Below are 19,332 nucleotides of genomic sequence, written 5' to 3' on the forward strand. Positions count from 1 at the left end.
AAAGCCGTTTGTCTCCACCCGCATAGCGGGTGGGTTGAAGCTGGCCGCTGCGCGCCCAGCAGACTAAAGTCTTGAACTCAAAGGTGGGACAAATGTCCCACCTCTTTTGAATGCCACCGTTTCCGTACCACAAACAGCAGGGCAATCGCTATAATGCAAGCCCAGTAAAAACACGATGAACCGCAAGGCGAAAATCGAAGGATATGCATACGATGTCGCAAAACGATCGAACTCAACTGATTCCCGATCCGCAGCAGCCGAGCAGGCACGCCGGCGGCGTTCAGTCGCCGCATCCTATCGCGCCGAGCCACGGTCAGCAGCGTGGTGCGGCAAACGCTTCTCAACGCCCGAACCAACAGCGACAGCAGCGTCAACAACGTCAGCAGCACCAGGCAAACGGCAATGCGCCCAAGCAGCCCCCCACGCACGCTCGAGGCGATCGCGGCCCCGCGCGCAAGTCCGCCGGCAACAATAAGTCGGGCAAAAAGACGACGCTCTTTGTCGTCCTGGGTCTAATCGTCATTGTCTATATCGTAGGCGTCGTAGCATTTTCGCAGGTAGCCTACCCCAACACCACCATCGCCGGCGTCGACGTCTCGTTCTCCAACGCTTCGTCTGCCGCCACCAAGGTCAACTCGGCATGGAAGCACTATAAGCTCGCCGTGACAGGCGATGACTTTAGCTGGACCTATCAGCCCGAGTCCGATGAGCCCATCGTCGACGGCGAAGCTGCCGCAAAAGAAATCATCAGCCACAACGAAGCCTTTGTATGGCCGGTCCGCCTTGTGGAATCCTTAAGCGGCAAGACCAAAGCAACCGCCACCTCCAACGAAGTCGATCTTGATCAAGACGTCGACCTGTCCATGCTCTCCGACACCTTTAACCAAAAGCAGTTTGAGAAGGATCTGGGCGCCGCCATCGACGAGTTTAACGAGGGCCGTTCGGGCACGTTCGAGGCCAATAGCTCCTATGACGAACAGGCCGGCAAGTTTACCGTCGAGAAGGCGCGCTCCAACGAAAAACTCAACCGCGAGCATGTCATTAAATATGCCGAGCTCGAGCTTGCCTCGCTGGCCGAAACCGTAGATCTTTCCAAGCTCGGCAACGATGCCTATGAGCCGCTCAATGGAACGCTGACCGATGATCAGATTCAGGCTGCATGTGATGCCGCCAACAACTTCCTGGGCGTCAACGTGACCCTTAAGCTCAACGGCGAGGATGCCGGAAAGGTTGATGGCAGCTCCGTGTTGCAGTGGATCAGCTTTGCCGATCCGGCCAACCCCACGCTCGATACGTCGCAGATCAGTAGCTGGGCAGCCGAGCTCGCCAATGGCTTTAATACCGTTGGCTCCACTCGCTGGTGGACGCGCGCCGATGGCAAGCAGTGCGCCGTCGAAGGCGGCGACTTTGGTTGGTCCATCGACAGCAGCTCGCTCGCCAAGCAGGTCGAGGACGCCATTAACAACAAGCAGACCGGCGAGATCGAGATCAAGTACTCCCAGAAGGCCGACACCTTTACTGCAAAGGGAGAGCCCGACTGGAAGGCATACATCGATGTCGATCTGTCCGAGCAGCACGCGCGCTACTACGACGAGAACGGTAATATCGTTTGGGAGGCCAACTTTATTTCCGGCAAACCGGGCGAAGACGCCACCCCCGAAGGCGTGTGGCAGATCAACAGCAACGACGGCGGCAGCACCCTGATCGGAGCCAAGGACCCCGAGACCGGTAAGCCCAAATACGAGAGCCCGGTGAGCTACTGGATGCCGTTTGAGGGCAACATGATCGGCTTCCACGACGCCACCTGGCAAAACGACAAGAGCTTCGATAATGCCGAGTCGTACAAGTGGTGCGGCAGCCACGGTTGCATCAACCTGCGCCTGGCAGACGCCAAGGCACTTCACGACTGCATCAAAGTCGGCCTGTGCGTGGTTGTCCACTCGTAGTGCAACGCGCGCATTCCTACAACGTGGAACCGCTGCGACCAATCTAACAGTTCCGAAAGAAACCGTCCTATGCGCCCGCCCCAACCGGTGGGCGCATATAATTATCGAGGTTCTTTCTATAAAGGAGACGCTATGCCGAATGTCCCCACGATCACCCCGGGCCCGGATGATACCGAGCGCACGCCCGAAGGTGCCACCGAAACGATTCCTCTGATTACAGACGTACATGTCAATAAGCAGAACGGACGCACGAACGATACGGCCGAGATTTCCGATGAAGAGGCATATGCCAATCTCAAAGCAAAACGTGCCGAGCGCCGACGCAAAAAGCTGATTCGACGCGGTATTGCTGCCGGTGTCGTAGGTGCCATCGCGCTCATTGCCATTGTCGCAACCCTGGTTATCAATGCGCAGCCTCAGAGCGCTAGCGGGCCTGTGACCGACATGGTGACCGAGGGCACGTTTACCACAACGGTCGAGGCGAAAGGCCAGCTCAAACCCATTTCGTCCTCAGTGGTCTCCCCTTCTGTCGACGGCACGGTCGATTCGATCAACGTGCAGGCAGGCCAATCCGTCAACGAGGGCGACATGCTTATGACCATTAAAAACGACGAGCTCGATCGCAACGTTGCCGAGGCGCAGCGTGCAGTTGCAGCCGCTCAGGAAGACCTCGCCAACGCGCAGAAAGCCGCAGCTGCCGCGCAGGCCACCCCAACGACGGACGTCGAGGGAGCTTCCGCAGCGGCTGGCGTCTCTGACGCATCAGCGGACACGAACGCCGTATCGGCCGCGCAGCGCAGCCTCGCTTCGGCCCAGGCAAACCTAGACCAGGCGAACGCCAAGGCCGCCAGTCGCACGGTCACGGCCCCGAGCTCGGGTAGCATCGTGGAGCTTAACGCCAAGGTGGGCGCAACGGTAACAGGCGGCATGATCATGGGCGAAAGCGATACGAGCGGCGGCAAGCAGTGCATGCAGATCGCCGACCTATCCAAGATGAAGGTGACCGTGCAGGTGGGCGAAAAGGACATCGCCAAGATCGCCGTTGGGCAGAGCGCCAACGTCACGTATCCCGCGTTTCCCGATATCGTGAGCCAGGGAACCGTCACGGCTATCGCGTCGGTGGCAAACTCCGACGCCGCCAACGGCGGCGGCAGCGTGACCTTTAACGTCGACATCCTCATCGAGGCGCCCGACGCGCGCCTGAAGCCGGGCATGACGGCCGAGGTCTCGGTGGTGACCGAGCAGCTCGACGACGTGGTGATGGTGCCGACGATGGCGCTCATGACCGAAGACGGCGAACACTATTACGTCAACGTGGCAACCGATGACGAGGGCAAGCAAACCCGCCGCGTCAAGGTGACCGTCGTGACGCAAAACGACAACGAAACCGTAGTCGGCAAGACACAGGTCAAGCGCGACGACCAGGGCAACGAGATCAACCCCAACGTGCCGGTTACCAAGCTGCGCGATGGTGACACCCTCGTCATGGACACCGGAGCGGACGCAACGGCTGACGGCGGCTACAGCGCGGATTCGGGCAGTATGTCTGCCGATGAGGACATGTAATGCGTCCCGTTATCGACATCCGCAACGTGCACCGCATCTTTGAGAGCGAGGCAGGTTGCGCCCACATCCTGCACAACGTGAGCCTGGCGGTAGATCCCGGCGAGTTCGTCGCCATTACCGGCCCCTCGGGCTCGGGCAAATCAACGCTCATGAACATCCTAGGCTGCCTGGATAAGCCGACGGCGGGCGACTACTACCTGCAAGGGCTCAACGTGGCCGAGCTTGACGATGACGAGCTCACCGAAGTTCGTGCCCTGAGCATTGGCTTTGTCTTTCAGAGCTTCAACCTGCTGCCGCGCCTGTCGGTTATCGAAAACGTCATGCTGCCGCTGGCCTACACCAATGTGCCCCGTAGCCAGCGCGAAATGCGCGCCGTGCACGCGCTACAGGCCGTCACGCTGCCGGTCGACCACTGGGACCACCGCATATCAGAGCTCTCGGGCGGACAGATGCAGCGCGTCGCCATCGCGCGCGCTCTTGTCAATGATCCGCCCATCATCCTGGCCGATGAGCCGACGGGAAACCTGGACTCCGCCACTGGGGCGCTTGTAATGGAGACCTTCCATAAGCTCCAGAAGCGCGGCAAAACCATCGTTCTTATCACACACGACCCCGGCATCGCCGCCGAGGCCGACCGTGCCGTGACCATACGCGACGGTCGCATTCACGACGGCGCGTATATTCCACATGCACCACGGACCCTGCGCAGCGCCGTAGATAGCCTGCCCATGATTTCCGCCTCCGCCAACCCGCCGAAAGGAGCGATGGCATGAGCGCCCGCGATCTCATCCAGGAAGCCCTTCACTCGCTCGAGGCAAACAAGGGGCGCAGTCTGCTCACCATCCTGGGCATCGTCATTGGCATTGCTTCGGTTATCGCCATGACTTCGCTCATCGGCGGCATCCAAAACAGCCTGGTCAACAGTCTGGGCCTCAATGCGGCACGCATGGTGCAAATCTATTCGTCGCAAGAACTCACCGATTCTGACGTTCAGAAGCTTCAAAAACTGGTGCCGCAAATAGAGCAGATCGGAATTGTCGACAGCGCGTACACCGAGTACAAGACCGGCGATAAAAGCTATACCGTCATGGCACAGGGTGTCGATAGCAACATGCTCGACGCCGTGGGGGCCAGCAAGCTCGTTGCGGGGCGCACCTATTCCCAGGCCGAGTCCCAATCGGGCTCGCGCGTGGCGCTCATCAGCCGCGGCGGCGCCGATCAGCTTTACGGCAACGAACAGGATGCGCTGGGGAAAACCATCAAGGTGGCCAACGGCGAGGTGCAGATTATAGGCGTGATTGATGGCGGCAACGACTCCATGGGCTCGCTCACGCTGTATATGCCGCGCGAAACCATCTCAGGCCTGTTTGGCGACGAAAATCCTTCATTCCCCAGCGTGACGGCTCTTGCCGCCGAGGGCACAGACATGGACGAGCTTTGTAAGACCATCGAGTCCAAGGTGCGCGCAATGAAGGGCATCGCGGAAGATGATGAGTACGACAGTGTATCGGCGACCTCCATGAAAAGCGCCATCGATGCACTCAACTCCTTTATGGGCGCGTTCTCGCTCATCATGGGCGCTGTCGCCAGCATCTCGCTGCTTGTCGGCGGTATCGGCATTATGAATATGATGCTCACCAACGTGACTGAGCGCATCCGTGAGATCGGCATTCGCCGTGCCCTGGGCGCAAGTCGTCGCGATATCACCGCGCAGTTTTTGGCCGAGTCCTCGGCGCTGTGCGTCACCGGCGGACTGTTGGGTGTCCTGATTGGCTATCTGCTGGCATGGGGACTCACGTTCTTTGCCGCAAGCTCGGGCATCATGAGCGAGTTTGGAGCTACCGGGACGATCACGCCAAGCTTCTCCATTACAACAGTGTTGATCGCGTTTGCCGTATCGGTCGGCATCGGCGTAATCTTTGGCTTCTACCCCGCTCGCCGTGCAGCAAAGCTCGACCCGGTGGAATGCCTACGCTACCAGTAAGCCACCACCAACAAGTTGCGGTGAATTAGGGACTGAATATGCTATTTAGCAGCAAAAACAGACGCTATTTCACCGCAACTTATTGAAGGGCTGCTTGCGCCAGTTCCGTGCGTCGTCCTCGAGCGATTGGCGGATGACAGGCTTGTACGGGTCGAGCTTGCTCGGGGCGCTCCTCCTCGCAGGCGGGAGGGCACGCATGCGCGGCGAGCGCCTAGCGCGCGAACTCCCGTAAGAGCGCGTCTTCCACTTCCCTAAGCGAAAGGGCCCCGCCTCCCTCGGCGGGACGGGCGACCACGATACAGCGCGCTCCCACGTCGCGCGCGGAGGCGATCTTCTCGGCCGTGCCGCCTACGGTTCCCGAGTCCTTGGTCACAAGCCACTGGGCGCCCACCTGCCGAAGCATCGCCTCGTTGAGCTCGCGGGTGAAGGGCCCCTGCATGCCGATGACGTGCGACGGCGAAAACCCCGCGTCGATGCACTTCGTTATAGCACCGGGCAGAGGAAGCACACGCACGAAGAAGCGCTCCGCGAAATCGGCGACGCGCGTGTAGGGAGCAAGCTCCTTGCTCCCCGTCGTGAGAAGCGCGCGACCCGGGTTCTCGGAGAGAAAGCGCGCCGCGCAGGCGATCGACGCGACCGACACGACGCCTTTGGGCAGCACCTCGACCGGGCGCGCAAGGCGCAGGCATCGTGCACCCACGGCGAGCGAAGCGGCCCGGATGTTGCCGCTTGCGAGCGTAGCGAAGGGGTGCGTGGCGTCGACGACGATGCGCGCGCCGGAAAGCTCACGCTCCATGTCGGCCTCGTCGAGCCTGCCCGCATGCACCTCGATGCCCGGAAGCTCGCCCAAAAGCTCGCCTCCGTACTCGGTTGCCGCGTAGGCACGGGCGGGGATTCCCGCCCCGCTCGCCCATTCGCACAGGAGGCGGCCCTCGGTGGTGCCGGCGAAGATGCGCAGCGCCGGCGCGGATGCGGGGGCCGTCACTTCGGGCCGCCTGGGCGCGTGATCTGGTAGAGCAGCGCGTTCATAATGGCGGCCGCCACGGTCGAGCCGCCCTTGCGACCCCTCGCGACGATGGCCGGCACGCGTCGCGCGAGTAGCTCCTCTTTCGCCTCGACCACGTTCACAAACCCAACCGGCACCCCAACGACGAGCGCGGGCGCGATCTTCCCCGCGTCCATGAGCTCGGCGAGGCGCAGAAGTGCTGTGGGAGCGTTGCCGACGGCCACGATGAGCGGACCCTCGATGCCGCAAGCTTTGTCCATGCTCGCAACGGCGCGAGTCGTGCCCGCGGCGCGCGCCGTTGCGGCGACATCCGGGTCGGCCATAAAGCACACGGCCTGGCAGCCGATCTTCGCGAGCGCGGGCTTGCTTATGCCTGCGAGCGCCATGTTCGTGTCGGTGAGCACCGTGGCCCCTGCGCGCAGTGCGTCGAGCGCACAGTGCGCGGCGTCATGGGTGAACACGAGGGAATCGGCGTACGAGAAGTCGGCAGTGGTGTGGATGACGCGCTTCACGACGGGCTCTTCGAGCGGCGGGAACGTGCGGCCGCCGAGCTCTTCGGTGATGATTTCAAAGCTGCGCCGCTCGATGTCGCCGGGCGCCATCTCCTTGGAATCCATCTAGTACTCCACTCCTTCCCTTGCACATATCCCCTGCTCGTAGGGGTGTTTCTCGCACCGCATCTCGGTTATGTAGTCGGCCTTCTCCACGATCTTGCGGGAAGGCGCGCGCCCGGTGAGCGCTACTTCGACGCCGCGCGCGGACATATCGAGCGCGCGGTCCACGAGCGCCTCGTCGACAAGCCCCTTCGAAAGCGCGTCGAGCGCCTCGTCGAGCACGAGCAGCCCCTCCTGCGCGCCCTCGAGCTCGGCGAGCGCGGAAGCGAGGTTCCCATCGTGCAACTCGCGCGTCGCGGCAAGTTCTTCCGACGTCATGGACCAGGTAAACTTGTCCGACGCCTTCCCCGCGAACACGGGCACGCCGAAATGCTCGGCGAGCAGGCGCGCCTCCCCGCTTTCGCCGTCTTTCAGGAACTGCACAACGACGACGCGGCGGCCTGCGGCGAGCATGCGAAGGGCGAGCCCCATCGCCGCCGTGGTCTTGCCTTTGCCGTCGCCATGATACACGTGGATCATACGCCCTCCTCGATAATGCGGTAGACATACTCCATGTCGAGCGCCCCGCGCACGGAGTCGGCCAGGCGGTCGAACTCGCGCGCACGGTGATCGGCCGCGGACACCGCGCCCTCAGCACCCACGACGCTCTCGGGCAGGCCGCGCATGCGCGCGAGCGAGCGCGCGAGGGCGAGTGCCACCCCCGGTTCGTCGAACAGGCCGTGGAGATAGGTTCCGAACACGTTTCCGCAGGCCGCGCCTTCTGGTTTGCCGCCAATCGTGCCCGCAGGGGCGCAGGAGACGGTCGTATCGCCGTCGTGAATCTCGTACCCGCGCGCCGTCATGCCGTTCCACACCGAGAACGCGCCTTGGGCGCCCGTGATGCGCAGCTCCGACTGGGCGAGGCGCTTTTCCTCCTTGAACACCGTATTTGCAGGGATGAGCCCGAGCCCGCGCGCGGTGCCAGCGCCTTCCCTGCCGTGCGGGTCGGAAAGCTCGTCTCCCAAAAGCTGGTAGCCTCCGCATATGCCGAGCACCGGCGTGCCCGCGCCCGAAAGCGCGCGTACACAGGCTCCGATGCCGCTAGCCGCAAGCCAGCGCGCGTCGTCGACCGTGGACTTCGAGCCGGGAAGCACCACCAGGTCGGGTCGGCCCAGATCGGTCGTCGAGGAAACGTAGCGCACGCCCATGCCGGGCACGCGCGAAAGCGGGTCGAAGTCGGTGAAGTTCGACAGATGCGGAAGGCGCACGACGGCGACGTCGATGACGCCGCGCGCCTCGCGGGCAGATAGGCGCGGCGCGAGCGAGTCCTCGTCGTCCAGGTCGAGCGTAAGAAACGGCACGACCCCCACGACGGGAACCCCGCACATCTTCTCGAGCGGGGCCAAACCCGGGCGGAGGATTTCCACATCGCCGCGGAACTTGTTCACAACAAGCCCCCGCAAAAGCGCGCGATCCTCGGGCGCAAAGAGCGCGACCGTGCCGTAGAGCTGGGCAAATACCCCGCCTGGGTCGATGTCGCCCGCGAGCAGCACGGGGGAGGACACGGCGCGCGCGAGCCCCATGTTGACGATGTCGTTTTCGGCAAGGTTGATTTCGGCGGGGCTGCCGGCGCCCTCGATGACGATGACGTCGTTTTCCTCCGCGAGCGAATCGAACGACTCCAAAATCTGCGGCATGAGCGCCTTCTTTCGCGCGAAGTAGTCCCTCGCAGCGAAGGCCCCCTGCGCCTTGCCGGCCACGATGAGCTGGCTTCGGTGGTCGCTTTCGGGCTTGAGCAGGATGGGGTTCATACGCACGTCGGGCACGATGCCACACGCCTCGGCCTGCATGATCTGGGCGCGCCCCATCTCGAGCCCGTCGGCCGTGACACCGCTGTTGAGCGCCATGTTCTGGCTCTTGAAGGGAGCCACGCGCAGGCCGTCCTGCGAAAGCACACGGCACAGCCCCGCCGCAAGCAGGCTCTTCCCCGCGTTCGACATGGTGCCCTGGATCATGATGGGCTTCGCCCTACCCACGGGTATCGACCTCCTTCGTCGAGCCTCGGCCATACGCGCCCGCCATAGCGCCGCTGCAAGAAGCGCCGCCCCGTTTGTCGGGTTCGCCTTCGCCCGATGCGCCTTTCGCCCGAAGCGCGCGGCCGAACGCCATCGCAAGCCGGGCATTCTCCTTGCGCGTGCGCACCGCGACGCGGCACCAGAAACGGGACAGTACCGAAAACGAGTCGCACGTGCGGACCAAAACCCCCTGTTTATACAGGCGCTCGGGGATGTCTTTCGCCGGTGTCCGGACTAAAAGGAAGTTCGCATCCGACGGCACGACGGAAAGCCCGAGCGAGGAGAGCTCGTGGGAAAGCCACGCTCGCTCGCCCGCCAATACATCGCGCGTGCGCGAGACGTATTCGACGTCTTCCAGGGCGGCGATACCCGCGGCCTCGGCGACCGAGGAGACGGGCCACGCCTGCCCCGCCCGGCGAATCCCCTCGAGGAGTTGGGCGTTTCCGCTGATCAGATATCCTAACCGCAACCCCGCCATTCCGTAGAGCTTGGTGAATGCGGAGAGCACGGCCACATGGCGCGAACACGCGGCGCGTGCGGCCACGCTCCTTTCGCGGGCGTCGGGCGCAAATCCGAGGAAGCACTCGTCCACGACGAGCAGCGCGCCCACCTGCTCGCAGCGGCAAGCCGCGGCATCGATCACGCGGGGGTCGACGAGGCGCCCCGTCGGGTTGTTCGGATTGCAGATATACGCCACGTCTCCCGGCCCCTCGATCGCGCGGGCGAAGGAGGCGGGCACGTCGAAGTCGTCCGCTTCGGAGAGCGGGAACTCCTGCACGCATGCGCCGTAGTACGATGCCGCCTCCGCATATTCAGAGAACGTCGGCGCACACACGACGATGCGTTTCGGGCGCACCGCCGCGGCGAGCCGCCAAATGATGTCGGACGCGCCCGCGCCGCAGACGATAGTATCTTCGGGAATGCCCTGGGCACGCGCTAGGGCGCGAACGAGGGCGAGGCTTTCCCTATCGGGGTAGGCGTCGATTCGAGAAAGCGCCTTGCAAGCTGCGGCAACGGCGCGCGGCGAGGGGCCTGCCGGATTCACGTTCACCGAGAAGTCAATGAGGTCGGAGGCGCCCCCTTCGCAAGCGATGCCGAGCGATTGCGTGCTACCCCCATGCGCACGGGCGCGCAGGATTCCCCCGGCAGCCCGGGACGCGGCGTGGTCTTCCCTCATACCATCGCCCCCACGGCGAGCACGACCGCCGCGCGTGCGGCACCGAAGACGACGAGCGCGCATACGGACGCGGCGAGCATGAGCCTAGTCGCCCGGGCGATGTCGCTCCACTCAATTTCACGGGACGCGTCGCCTATCGTCGGTTTCTCAACGAGCTTGCCGAAATACACCGCGGGTCCTGCCAGGCGCAGCCCGAGCGCGCCCGCACACGCTGACTCGGTCTGCGCCGAGTTGGGGCTCGCATGGCGACGCCTGTCGCGGCGCCAGATGCGCGCCGCCCCGCGAGCATCGAGCCCGACGATCGGGCACACGGCGATCATGAACAGGGCCGATAAGCGCGAGGGAATCCAGTTCACCGCATCGTCGAGGCGCGCCGAGGCGCAGCCGAAGTCGATGTAGCGCTCGTTTTTGTAGCCCACCATGCTGTCGAGCGTGTTCACCGCCTTGTACGCCATGCCCAAGGGCGCACCCCCGATCATAAGGTAGAAAAGCGGCGCGATGACGCCGTCGCTCGCGTTCTCCGCCACCGTTTCCACGGCGGCGCGCGCAACGCCCTGCTCGTCGAGAACAGACGTGTCGCGTCCCACGATGAGCCCGACGGCTTCGCGAGCCGCGACAAGGCCGCCCTTCGAGAACGCGCGGGCCACGGCCAGGCTCTGGCGGCGCAGCTCGCATGCCGCGAGAATCTGATAGCTCGCCCATGCCTCGGCCACGAAGCGCAAGCCGGGGTGAACCATGCCGCAAAGATGCAGGATTCCCAAGGTCAAAAGCCCACACGCAAGCGGAAGCGCCACGGCGAGCACAAGCCCTGCGGCGCGCGTGCCCGCGGACGTTTGCGGGAATGAGCCCCGCAGGCGGCCTTCGGCCCACGTGATCGCGCGCCCCATGGCGACAACGGGATGGGGAAGCCAGCGCGGGTCGCCGAAGGCAAGGTCGGCTGCGAACCCGGCGGCGGCGGCAAGAATCGTCATCACCGGGCATCGCCCCCCGAAGCGGGGCGAACGTCGCGAAGGCAGTGCCCATCCCAGGTGGCGGCCCATGCGCCGCCCGGCTCGGTATGCACGTCGAAATATCCCATTTTCGGGACAGCTAGCTCGGAGAGCAGCGCTTTCACGGTACCCGCGTGAACGACGAAGACGGCGCGCCCACTCCCCTGGGCGCGCTCCGATTCGCACGCCTCCCGAAACGCCGCGACGACGCGGCGGGTGAAATCGCTCTTGCCCTCGCCATGCGGGCAGCGCGTCTCGCACCAGGAGTCTACCCAGGCGCGGTAGCGCACATCCTCTTTAAGCTCGGCGGCGCTTCGCCCCTCGAAGTCACCGAAATCCATCTCGCGCAGACCGGGGCACGCCATAAGCTCCGCGTTCGGGAAGAGGATGCGCGCCGTCTGGTCGGTGCGGGCCATGCCGCTCGTGATAACACGGAACACGTCACGATCGCACGCGAGGTCGCGCAAAGCGCGCTCGCCCGCGCTCGACAGGGGCTCGTCGGTGCCCGCCCCGCTGTAGCGATGGTCTTCCGTGCCCGCCGTGGCACCATGGCGCACGAAGACGACCTCCAAAGGCGCGCCCGCGCCCTGCGTCCCTCGAGGAGCATCGGCAAGGTTTCCTTTGATGACCTGGGGAATCCCGCACGTCATGCGCACGACGACGTCGGCGCGCGCAGCGAGCGCGCATCCCAGGCGCCCCGCGCGCTCGCGCCATTGGGCGTCTTCCGCATGCATAGGGACGACCCCCGAGCCGACCAAGGACAGAATCACTGCGTCGAAGCCGATCAGCCGCTCGAGCGCCCGGTCAGCGTCGAGCGCGCGTACGAGTTCCTCAGCATGGTACGCGACGCGGCCGGCAAAAGCCGCGGAAACGCCGCCCTCCGCAAGCTGCGCCGCGTCGACGAAATCATCCGCCGCGAACCCGAGCTTTTCGCGCACGAAGGTCCTCTTCCCCGAATGCGCGCCACCTACCACGAGCATCATAGGAGCATGCCCCCCGCCACCAGCATAGCAAGCATCGCGAGCTCGGCCCATTGCAGAAACCATCCGGCCAAATCCCCCGTCACCCCGCCGAAGCGGGACAGGGCAACATGGCGGTACCACGCGAGCGCCAAAAGCCCCGCCACCGCCATAAGGGCGCCGACGGCCCGAGCGCACGCGACCATCCCTGCAGCCGAAGCCGTAGCGAAAGCGCAAAGCGGCACGACGATCGCCGCGCGCTTCTTCGCAGGCGAGAGCCCCGCGGCCATGCCGTCCGCCCGCGCGGCAGGCCAGCATTCAACGGCGAGCCCCGAAAGCGCGCGGGAGAACACGAGCGAGCACAGAAGCGCGAGGAACGACCCCGCCGTAAGCGGCAGCGCGGTGAACAGGGAAAACTGCAGAATAAGGTACACGACAACACCGATGACCCCGAAGGCGCCCGCCCGCGGGTCGTGCATGATCTCGAGCTTTCGCTCGCGCGGGGCCCAACTTGCAAGCGCATCGGAGGTGTCGCAGAGCCCGTCTAGGTGGATGCCACCCGTCACCGCCACAGGCAGCGCCACGAGCACGGCCGCGACGATGGTCGCGGGCACGACAAGCAGGTTAGCCACGTACCCCCACGCCGTCATGAGGAAGCCTTCCGCAAGGCCCACCAGGGGAAACGCGGCAAGCGCATGGGTTGACCCGAAATCGGTCCAGGCCGATTTCGGGACGGGGATGCGCGAGAACGTTCCGAACGCCGCGCCGATTGCCTCTGCTATCTTCACCTTGTAGGTCCTTCGCCTTTCATCCACACGGGAATCCCGCATACCACTTCGACTGCGCGGTCGGCCATCGCCGTCACGCCCTCGTTCACGCGCGCGAGCGCGCGCCTCCACGCCTCGGTCCCCTCATCGTAGCGCATCCCATCGGCGAACACGTCGACGGTGACCACCACCGTATGCACAGCGGCCTGAGCGAGCCGTTCGATGCCTCCGAGCACCTCGCGCGCCGCAGCGTCGGGGTCACGTGGGGGCAAGCCGCCTTCCGGGAAGAGCTCGTTCGCAACCAGGTTGCCCACGTCCTCCAAAAGAAGCGTGCAGCCGCGCGGAAGCCCGGGCACTGCGGCGCCCACGTCACGCGTGCGCTCGAGGGTGGAAAACCCCTTGCCCTCGCGCAGCGCCCGATGGCGCGCGATGCGGCGGGCGCCCTCTTCCCCGAAGGGCTCCATCGTTGCCAGGTACACGCGGGGCCCGTCGTGCCCGAGGCACAGGGACTCGGCGTAGGCGCTCTTGCCGCTCGCGGCGGCGCCGATAACGAGCGTCACCGTCATTTCCAGGCCTCGAAATGCTCGTAAGCAGCCATGCCGGTCGCCGTGAACGTCTTCCCATCCCGGTACACGCGCAGCGCCGAATCCAGAAGGGGCAGATACGCCATGGCGCCCGCGCCCTCGCCCAAGTGCATGCCTGCGTCGAGGGGTGCCTTTATGCCGAGCTCGCGAAGGAGCTCCTGGCTTGCGGGTTCACTTGATGCGTGGGTGCCCACGAGGTAGCCCAAGGCGTTGGAGCACAGGCGCGCCGCGCACAGGGCCGCCGTGCAGGATACTACCCCGTCGAGGAGCGCCGGCGCCTTCGAGGCCGCGGCCCCCAGGTAGAAGCCGCACATCGCCGCGATGTCGAAGCCGCCCACCTTCGAGAGCACGTCGATCGGGTCGGCGGGATCGGGCGAGTTCGCGTCGATAGCGCGCTCGACCACGTCGCGCTTGCGCGCGAGTGAGGCGTCCGAGAGCCCCGCGCCGCGCCCGACGAGGCTCCGCGCGTCCGCCCGGAGGAGCACTGCGGCCACCGCCGCCGAGGTGGTCGTGTTGCCGATGCCCATCTCGCCCGCGACGAGAAGGCGAACGTCGGCGCGGGCAAGCCCGCACGCGACGGCGATTCCGACCTCGATTGCGCGCACGGCCCCATCGCGAGACATAGCGGCGCCGTGCGCGATGTTGTCGCTCCCCCGCCGCACGTTCGCGCGCACCATGCGCGCGTCTTCTATGCCCCGGGCCATACCCACGTCGACGGGCACGACCTCGGCACCCGCGAACGCCGCCATGCGGCAGGCACTCGTGGCCCCCTCGCACATGTTGCGCGCGACGGCTCGCGTCACGTCTTGCCCGCTTTGCGACACGCCTTCGGCAACGACCCCGTTGTCGGAGAAGAATACCGCGAGTGCACGGGGAAACTCGGCCACCTCGGCGCTCCCCTGAGCCGCGGCGATACACGCGACGGCGTCTTCAAAGTCGCCCAATCCCCGCAAGGGATGCGCGATGGAGTCCCACTCGGCGTACGCGGCGGCGCGGGCGCACTCGTCTGCGGGCGCGATCCGGGAGAGCGCGGCTTCGAGCACGGCGCCCGGCGCCGACGAGAACGCGCGCTCGACTTCCTCGCGGATGCAGGCCAACGCGGTTTCGGTTGCTTCAGCCATGCCGTCTCCTCTCTGCGAACGACGCTGCGGCAGACGCGAACGTGCGCGCAACGTCGGGGTTCGCAGGATAGTACACATGCGGGAAGCCCGCAACCAGGGACGGGGTGGTCGTCATGCACGGCCAGCCCTTGTCGCGCCGGGGCTTCTGCGCCCAGAAGTCGCCGCCCGGGCAGGTGGACTGCCAGTAGTGGAACTCGTGCGCGCGGATGCGTGTGCCGCGCGGCCCGTAGAGCCCGTCGCGTTGGGAAGTGAGCTCCACGTACCCGAAATGGGACAGCCTTCCCCCGTTCTCGCTTGCGCCTTCAAGGGCGCCCGCAACAGGCCAGCGCCGCCCCTCGCTATCGGCGATTTCACGCTGCAGGTACAGAAACCCACCGCATTCGGCGACCGTCGGCATGCCGGATTCCACCGCGCGCCGCACCGCCTCGCGCATAGGCGCGTTCTCGGAGAGCTGCCGCGCATGGAGCTCCGGGTAGCCGCCTCCCAGATAGAGGGCGCTTGTCCCCCGGGGCAACTCACTATCACACAAGGGGCTGAAAAAGGCCAGCTCGCAACCCAGGTCCTCGAGCGCGCGCAGGTTCTCCTCGTAGTAGAACGAGAACGCCTCGTCACGGGCGACGGCGACGATGGGCCGCGCTCCCGCGATCGGCTCCAACCGGTAAGGTTCCTCGCGGATATCGGGTGCCGTCGCCGCTGTTTCGAGCAAGCGGTCGACGTCGACGGTCTTTTCCACCAGCTCGGCCATCTTGTCGATGCGCGCGGAGAGCTGCTCGACCTCGTCGGCGGTCACAAGCCCCAGATGCCGGCTTTCGAGCGAGAACGCCTCGTCGGCGGGGATATTCCCCAAAACCGCGACGCCCGTGTGCTTCTCGATCGCAGGCGCCGCGTAGGCGCAGGCAGCGGCGCTCGTCTTGTTCAACACGACGCCGCGCACGTTCGCACAAGGCAGGAACTCGGCGATGCCGCGGATTACGGCGGCGAGCGATAAAGACGCCCCGCGCCCGTTCACCACTAAAACGACCGGCGTTTCCGTGTCGCGCGCAACCTGGTAGCTGCTCGCGTCGGCCACGCCGGGCGCCATGCCGTCGTAGAAGCCCATGACCCCCTCGAGCACCGCGACATCCGCACTCGCGGCGCCGCGTGCGAGCAGGGCGCGCAGCGTCGGGGCGTCGGTGAAGAAGCCGTCTAAGTTGCCCGAGCGCGCACCCACGACGCGACGATGAAAGAGCGGGTCAATGTAGTCGGGGCCGCATTTGAAGGCCGCGCATGCAAGGCCGCGGCGTGCGAGCGCGCGCAGGAGCGCGCACGTAACGACCGTCTTGCCGCTCCCGCTCGAGGGCGCAGCGACCATGAAGCGCGGGATGGTCGTGCTCACCGGGCGCCGCCTTCCCCACCTGCACCACGCGCGCTGACGAGGAACACGGGGTTTTGCGCCTTCATAAGATGGTGCGAGCCTACAGCCTCGGCGCGGGCGGCCGACACCTGGCACGCCTCGAACCCCTTAAAGCGCGAACCCGAGAGGAGCGCGCACGCCTCGGTGAGCGTCTCAACGGTGACGCATGGCACACACAGGCGAACCTGCGAGTTTTTCTCGAGCGCCGCCTCCACGATGGAGGGAAGCTCACCCGCGCTCCCGCCGACGAACACGGCGTCGGGGACGGGCAGTTTCGCGAGCGCTTCGGGGGCGACACCGGGGACCGCATGCACGTTGCCGCAGCCGAATGCATCCGCGTTCTCTCGGATGAGCCGCACGCCGGCCGCGTTGCGCTCGACCGCCCATACCGACCCCACTCGCGCGACGAGCGCCGCCTCGATCGACACGCTCCCCGTGCCGGCGCCGACGTCCCACACGGTGTCGGTCGCGGTAAGGCGCAGCTTCGCGAGCGCGACGGCGCGCACCTCCTGCTTGGTCATGGGAACGTCGCCGCGGATGAAGAGCTCGTCGGGAATGCCCGAGGAAGCGTACGGCCAGCGGGAGCTCGCGGCGCGGGATGCGCCCGCAGAGTCCGCCGCGGAAGAAGCCGCCGTGGGCGCAGACGCACCGGCAGGCGCCTCAGAGGCTACGCTAGAGCCCGCGGGCGAGCCGGCGCCGCCTGCGAACTCGATAAGCATCACGTTCAAGTCGTCGAACGTCTGACCTGCAATTTCACTTGCGGTCGCGCAGGTGATGCGCTCCTCGGGGTACGACAGGCGCTCGGCCACCGTCACGCGCGCGTCCCCGAAGCCCGCATGCACAAGCTCACCCGAAAGCCGCGAGGGGTCTTCCCCGCCCGACGTGACGAGGAAGAGTTCACCTGCGCGCTCGGCCTCGGCCACGATGTCGCACGCCACGCCGTGAGCGCTCGCGAAGCGCCAATCCTGCCATGGACGCGCGAGGCGCGCGGCGAGATACGACGCTGAGCTTATGCCGGGAATGACGCGCACGTCCACCTGCGCGTCGCCGGAGAGCGCCTCCACCAGGCGGCGCGCGCCACTGAACAGCCCCACATCGCCCGTCATCACGACCACGGCGCGCTGCCACGACGCCGCATCGGTGAGCGCGGCGACGATGTCCGCCGTCTTCACGAGCTCGCATCTCACCACGTCGGGCGGCACGTCGATGCCGGCAAGCGCGCGATGAGCGCCGATGACCACATCGGCGATGTCGATCGCGTCGAGCGCCGCGCGCGAGAGCAAGTCGGGGTTTCCGGGCCCCGCCCCGATTATCGTTACCTTTCGCATGGAATCTCCCGATACCCGCGCGGCGTGACCATACGGCCGCCTACGCGCTTCGTGTCCGCGTTGCCGACGAACACGGTGGTGAACATGTCGGCGTCGAGCTCCCCCAGCTCGGAGAGCCTGCACATGCCCGACTGCTGCCCCTCGCGCCCGATGTTGCGTACCCAGCCGCAGAGCGTGTCGGGGGCCTTCCATTCGAGCATAATCTTCGCCGCGCGCGAGAGCCTGTCGGCGCGCTTTCTGCTGCGCGGGTTGTACAAACAGATGCAGAAGTCGGCGCTCGCCACGGCGGCGAGCCTGCGCTCGATGACCTCCCACGGCGTGAGCAGGTCGGAGAGCGACACGACCGCGAAGTCGTGGGCAAGCGGGGCGCCGAGCACCGCCGACCCGCTCTGAGCCGCGGTGGCCCCGGAGATAACTTCCACGTCTACATCGGGGTAGTCCTCCGCAAGCTCCAGCACGGGGCTCGCCATGCCGTAAACGCCCGCGTCACCGCTGCACACGAGCGCCACGGCTTCTCCGCTCTGCGCGCGCGAAAGCGCCAGACGGCACCGTTCGACCTCGTGCATCATCGGCGTCGCGAGATGCGCCGCGTCGGGCACGGCGGCAAGCGCGAGCTCCACGTATTTCGTGTACCCAACAACGATGTCGGCCGCCTCGAGCGCGCGCCGAGCCGCAATCGTCATGCCGTCGGGGCCGCCCGGGCCGATCCCCACCACGAAGAGCTTTCCCATCACCGCTCCTTAAACGAAAGTTCGATAGATACTTTGGAAAACGCGACGGTCACGCCGCCGTGAGCGAGCTTCGGGAAGATAAGTTTGCCCCCCTCCGCGAGCGCTGCCCGCTCGCACACGTTGTCGACCCCCACCGTCGCGCGCACGAAATCAGATGGCGAAACGCTGCCTTCGACCTGCGACAACTCCTCTGCGGAATACGTCGCAAGCGGGATATTGCGCGCGCAGCAGAAGGCGAGCAGACCCTCCTCGTGCGCCTTCACGTCGATCGTCGCCGCCTCGCGCACGGCCGAAGGCGAGATACCCACCTGCCCGCACGCGAGAAGAAACGCCTCCTCGATCGCTTCGGCGCACGCACCGCGACGGCATCCTATGCCCGCAACGATGCAGGGCACGACAAGGCGAAGCGGCTCGGGCGCAGGCGCCTGCGCCCGCACGCCCGCCGGCTTCCCCGTCTCACCGGCGGGCACGACCTCGCCCGTTGTCTCCGCCGCACGAACGGACGCACCTGCATTCGCGCCAGCGAACGGCGACACGACGATATCGGCCCGAGCGCGGTCGGACGCAATGTCAACCCCCTCAGGCGGCTGTCCCGAAATCGGCATGTCGGAATAGAGCGCCACGCGCCCGCCCGAAAGCAGCCGCGCCGACACTCGCTTGATGGCCTCGGGATTCGAAACGGCGAGCCCCGCACAGCGCGCCCACGTATCCACCGCCCACACGCCGCGGACGTCGGTCGCCGTGGTGATGACGGGGATGGCCCCTACCGCGCGGGCCACAGTTTGCGCAAGCTCGTTCGCACCGCCCAAATGCCCCGACAAAAGCGGGACGGCAAAGCGTCCCGCCTCGTCAATCACCACAACCGCGGAATCGGTTGCCTTCGAAGCGACATGCGGCGCGATCGCCCGCACGGCGATGCCCGCCGCGCCCACGAACAGAAGCGCGTCCGACGCTTCCCACGCGAGCGCCGTCCATGCGCGCAGGTCGGCCTTCCCCTCGCCGAACCCGCGCGAAACGGAAACGTCCCAGCCAGGGTCGTCTTCACCTGTCTGTGCGCAATCGGAAAGCGCGTGTGCGGTGCGCACCGCCAACGCATACCCCCTCTCAGTGAAC

Annotated in this window: 18 protein-coding genes; 4 read left to right on the forward strand and 14 right to left on the reverse strand. The window is 65.8% G+C overall.

The features are described 5' to 3' along the window. Positions 1-212: 212 nt before the first annotated feature. The 4 genes from AB5Z25_RS08785 to AB5Z25_RS08800 all read left to right on the forward strand — a co-directional run bounded on the left by AB5Z25_RS08785 (position 213) and on the right by AB5Z25_RS08800 (position 5,496). Positions 213-1,946: a L,D-transpeptidase gene (locus tag AB5Z25_RS08785; RefSeq protein ID WP_368135334.1), complete on the forward strand. Its 1,734-nt coding sequence runs from the start codon at positions 213-215 to the stop codon at positions 1,944-1,946. Between the two features lie 132 nt (positions 1,947-2,078). Further along, on the forward strand, positions 2,079-3,512 hold the full coding sequence (locus tag AB5Z25_RS08790) for an efflux RND transporter periplasmic adaptor subunit (RefSeq protein ID WP_368135335.1): 1,434 nt from the start codon (positions 2,079-2,081) through the stop codon (positions 3,510-3,512). Then, positions 3,512-4,285, forward strand: a complete 774-nt coding sequence (locus AB5Z25_RS08795) for an ABC transporter ATP-binding protein (protein WP_195568128.1) — start codon at positions 3,512-3,514, stop codon at positions 4,283-4,285. The genes AB5Z25_RS08790 and AB5Z25_RS08795 overlap by 1 nt, the downstream gene beginning before the upstream one ends. Then, positions 4,282-5,496: an ABC transporter permease gene (locus AB5Z25_RS08800; protein ID WP_346976483.1), complete on the forward strand. Its 1,215-nt coding sequence runs from the start codon at positions 4,282-4,284 to the stop codon at positions 5,494-5,496. Before AB5Z25_RS08795 ends, AB5Z25_RS08800 begins: the two co-directional genes overlap by 4 nt. A gap of 211 nt (positions 5,497-5,707) precedes the next feature. Here AB5Z25_RS08800 and cobK read toward each other — a convergent pair whose 3' ends face one another. Genes cobK through AB5Z25_RS08870 form a run of 14 tightly spaced genes read right to left on the reverse strand, consistent with a single transcriptional unit; the run spans position 5,708 to position 19,304 of the window. Then, positions 5,708-6,481, reverse strand: a complete 774-nt coding sequence (gene cobK, locus AB5Z25_RS08805; RefSeq protein WP_195544696.1) for a precorrin-6A reductase — start codon at positions 6,479-6,481, stop codon at positions 5,708-5,710. Then, positions 6,478-7,119, reverse strand: a complete 642-nt coding sequence (locus tag AB5Z25_RS08810) for a precorrin-8X methylmutase (RefSeq protein WP_195544695.1) — start codon at positions 7,117-7,119, stop codon at positions 6,478-6,480. Before AB5Z25_RS08810 ends, cobK begins: the two co-directional genes overlap by 4 nt. After that, positions 7,120-7,635 (reverse strand): cob(I)yrinic acid a,c-diamide adenosyltransferase, encoded by a 516-nt coding sequence (locus AB5Z25_RS08815; protein ID WP_035138235.1) that lies wholly within the window; start codon positions 7,633-7,635, stop codon positions 7,120-7,122. Continuing rightward, the gene (locus AB5Z25_RS08820) at positions 7,632-9,131 is read right to left on the reverse strand and encodes a cobyric acid synthase (RefSeq protein ID WP_368135336.1); all 1,500 of its coding nucleotides are present in this window, start codon (positions 9,129-9,131) and stop codon (positions 7,632-7,634) included. The genes AB5Z25_RS08815 and AB5Z25_RS08820 overlap by 4 nt, the downstream gene beginning before the upstream one ends. Next, the gene (locus AB5Z25_RS08825) at positions 9,124-10,347 is read right to left on the reverse strand and encodes a pyridoxal phosphate-dependent aminotransferase (RefSeq protein ID WP_368135337.1); all 1,224 of its coding nucleotides are present in this window, start codon (positions 10,345-10,347) and stop codon (positions 9,124-9,126) included. Before AB5Z25_RS08825 ends, AB5Z25_RS08820 begins: the two co-directional genes overlap by 8 nt. Continuing rightward, positions 10,344-11,318: an adenosylcobinamide-phosphate synthase CbiB gene (cbiB, locus tag AB5Z25_RS08830; RefSeq protein WP_195544716.1), complete on the reverse strand. Its 975-nt coding sequence runs from the start codon at positions 11,316-11,318 to the stop codon at positions 10,344-10,346. Before cbiB ends, AB5Z25_RS08825 begins: the two co-directional genes overlap by 4 nt. After that, a complete protein-coding gene (locus AB5Z25_RS08835) occupies positions 11,318-12,274 on the reverse strand; it encodes a histidine phosphatase family protein (RefSeq protein WP_368135338.1) in 957 nt (318 codons plus the stop codon). The genes cbiB and AB5Z25_RS08835 overlap by 1 nt, the downstream gene beginning before the upstream one ends. Before the next feature lie 41 nt (positions 12,275-12,315). Continuing rightward, positions 12,316-13,125: an adenosylcobinamide-GDP ribazoletransferase gene (gene cobS / locus AB5Z25_RS08840; RefSeq protein ID WP_368135339.1), complete on the reverse strand. Its 810-nt coding sequence runs from the start codon at positions 13,123-13,125 to the stop codon at positions 12,316-12,318. Next, entirely contained in the window at positions 13,080-13,628 is a 549-nt protein-coding gene (locus AB5Z25_RS08845; protein WP_138374710.1) for a bifunctional adenosylcobinamide kinase/adenosylcobinamide-phosphate guanylyltransferase, read from the reverse strand. The genes cobS and AB5Z25_RS08845 overlap by 46 nt, the downstream gene beginning before the upstream one ends. Next, on the reverse strand, positions 13,625-14,767 hold the full coding sequence (locus AB5Z25_RS08850; RefSeq protein WP_138374711.1) for a nicotinate-nucleotide--dimethylbenzimidazole phosphoribosyltransferase: 1,143 nt from the start codon (positions 14,765-14,767) through the stop codon (positions 13,625-13,627). The genes AB5Z25_RS08845 and AB5Z25_RS08850 overlap by 4 nt, the downstream gene beginning before the upstream one ends. Next, positions 14,760-16,142 carry a cobyrinic acid a,c-diamide synthase CobB gene (locus tag AB5Z25_RS08855; protein WP_238022974.1) on the reverse strand — a complete coding sequence of 461 codons (1,383 nt, stop codon included), beginning with the start codon at positions 16,140-16,142 and terminating at the stop codon, positions 14,760-14,762. Before AB5Z25_RS08855 ends, AB5Z25_RS08850 begins: the two co-directional genes overlap by 8 nt. After that, the gene (gene cbiE / locus AB5Z25_RS08860) at positions 16,139-17,488 is read right to left on the reverse strand and encodes a precorrin-6y C5,15-methyltransferase (decarboxylating) subunit CbiE (RefSeq protein WP_138374712.1); all 1,350 of its coding nucleotides are present in this window, start codon (positions 17,486-17,488) and stop codon (positions 16,139-16,141) included. Before cbiE ends, AB5Z25_RS08855 begins: the two co-directional genes overlap by 4 nt. Next, positions 17,476-18,219 (reverse strand): precorrin-3B C(17)-methyltransferase, encoded by a 744-nt coding sequence (gene cobJ / locus AB5Z25_RS08865; RefSeq protein WP_138374713.1) that lies wholly within the window; start codon positions 18,217-18,219, stop codon positions 17,476-17,478. Before cobJ ends, cbiE begins: the two co-directional genes overlap by 13 nt. Next, entirely contained in the window at positions 18,219-19,304 is a 1,086-nt protein-coding gene (locus AB5Z25_RS08870; RefSeq protein ID WP_368135347.1) for a cobalt-precorrin 5A hydrolase, read from the reverse strand. The genes cobJ and AB5Z25_RS08870 overlap by 1 nt, the downstream gene beginning before the upstream one ends. Positions 19,305-19,332 lie beyond the last annotated feature (28 nt).

Origin of the sequence: Collinsella aerofaciens (assembly GCF_040910325.1) — a bacterium.
Classification (GTDB): Bacteria; Actinomycetota; Coriobacteriia; order Coriobacteriales; family Coriobacteriaceae; genus Collinsella; species Collinsella aerofaciens_BL.

Excerpts from the sequence above, each read along its gene's own strand:
- AB5Z25_RS08785 (WP_368135334.1), top strand. The coding sequence starts at position 213 with ATGTCGCAAAACGATCGAACTCAACTGATTCCCGATCCGCAGCAGCCG.
- AB5Z25_RS08790 (WP_368135335.1), top strand. The coding sequence starts at position 2,079 with ATGCCGAATGTCCCCACGATCACCCCGGGCCCGGATGATACCGAGCGC.
- AB5Z25_RS08795 (WP_195568128.1), top strand. The coding sequence starts at position 3,512 with ATGCGTCCCGTTATCGACATCCGCAACGTGCACCGCATCTTTGAGAGC.
- AB5Z25_RS08800 (WP_346976483.1), top strand. The coding sequence starts at position 4,282 with ATGAGCGCCCGCGATCTCATCCAGGAAGCCCTTCACTCGCTCGAGGCA.
- AB5Z25_RS08810 (WP_195544695.1), bottom strand. The coding sequence starts at position 7,119 with ATGGATTCCAAGGAGATGGCGCCCGGCGACATCGAGCGGCGCAGCTTT.
- AB5Z25_RS08815 (WP_035138235.1), bottom strand. The coding sequence starts at position 7,635 with ATGATCCACGTGTATCATGGCGACGGCAAAGGCAAGACCACGGCGGCG.
- AB5Z25_RS08825 (WP_368135337.1), bottom strand. The coding sequence starts at position 10,347 with ATGAGGGAAGACCACGCCGCGTCCCGGGCTGCCGGGGGAATCCTGCGC.
- cbiB (WP_195544716.1), bottom strand. The coding sequence starts at position 11,318 with ATGACGATTCTTGCCGCCGCCGCCGGGTTCGCAGCCGACCTTGCCTTC.
- cobS (WP_368135339.1), bottom strand. The coding sequence starts at position 13,125 with ATGCGGGATTCCCGTGTGGATGAAAGGCGAAGGACCTACAAGGTGAAG.
- AB5Z25_RS08845 (WP_138374710.1), bottom strand. The coding sequence starts at position 13,628 with ATGACGGTGACGCTCGTTATCGGCGCCGCCGCGAGCGGCAAGAGCGCC.
- AB5Z25_RS08850 (WP_138374711.1), bottom strand. The coding sequence starts at position 14,767 with ATGGCTGAAGCAACCGAAACCGCGTTGGCCTGCATCCGCGAGGAAGTC.
- cbiE (WP_138374712.1), bottom strand. The coding sequence starts at position 17,488 with ATGCGAAAGGTAACGATAATCGGGGCGGGGCCCGGAAACCCCGACTTG.
- cobJ (WP_138374713.1), bottom strand. The coding sequence starts at position 18,219 with ATGGGAAAGCTCTTCGTGGTGGGGATCGGCCCGGGCGGCCCCGACGGC.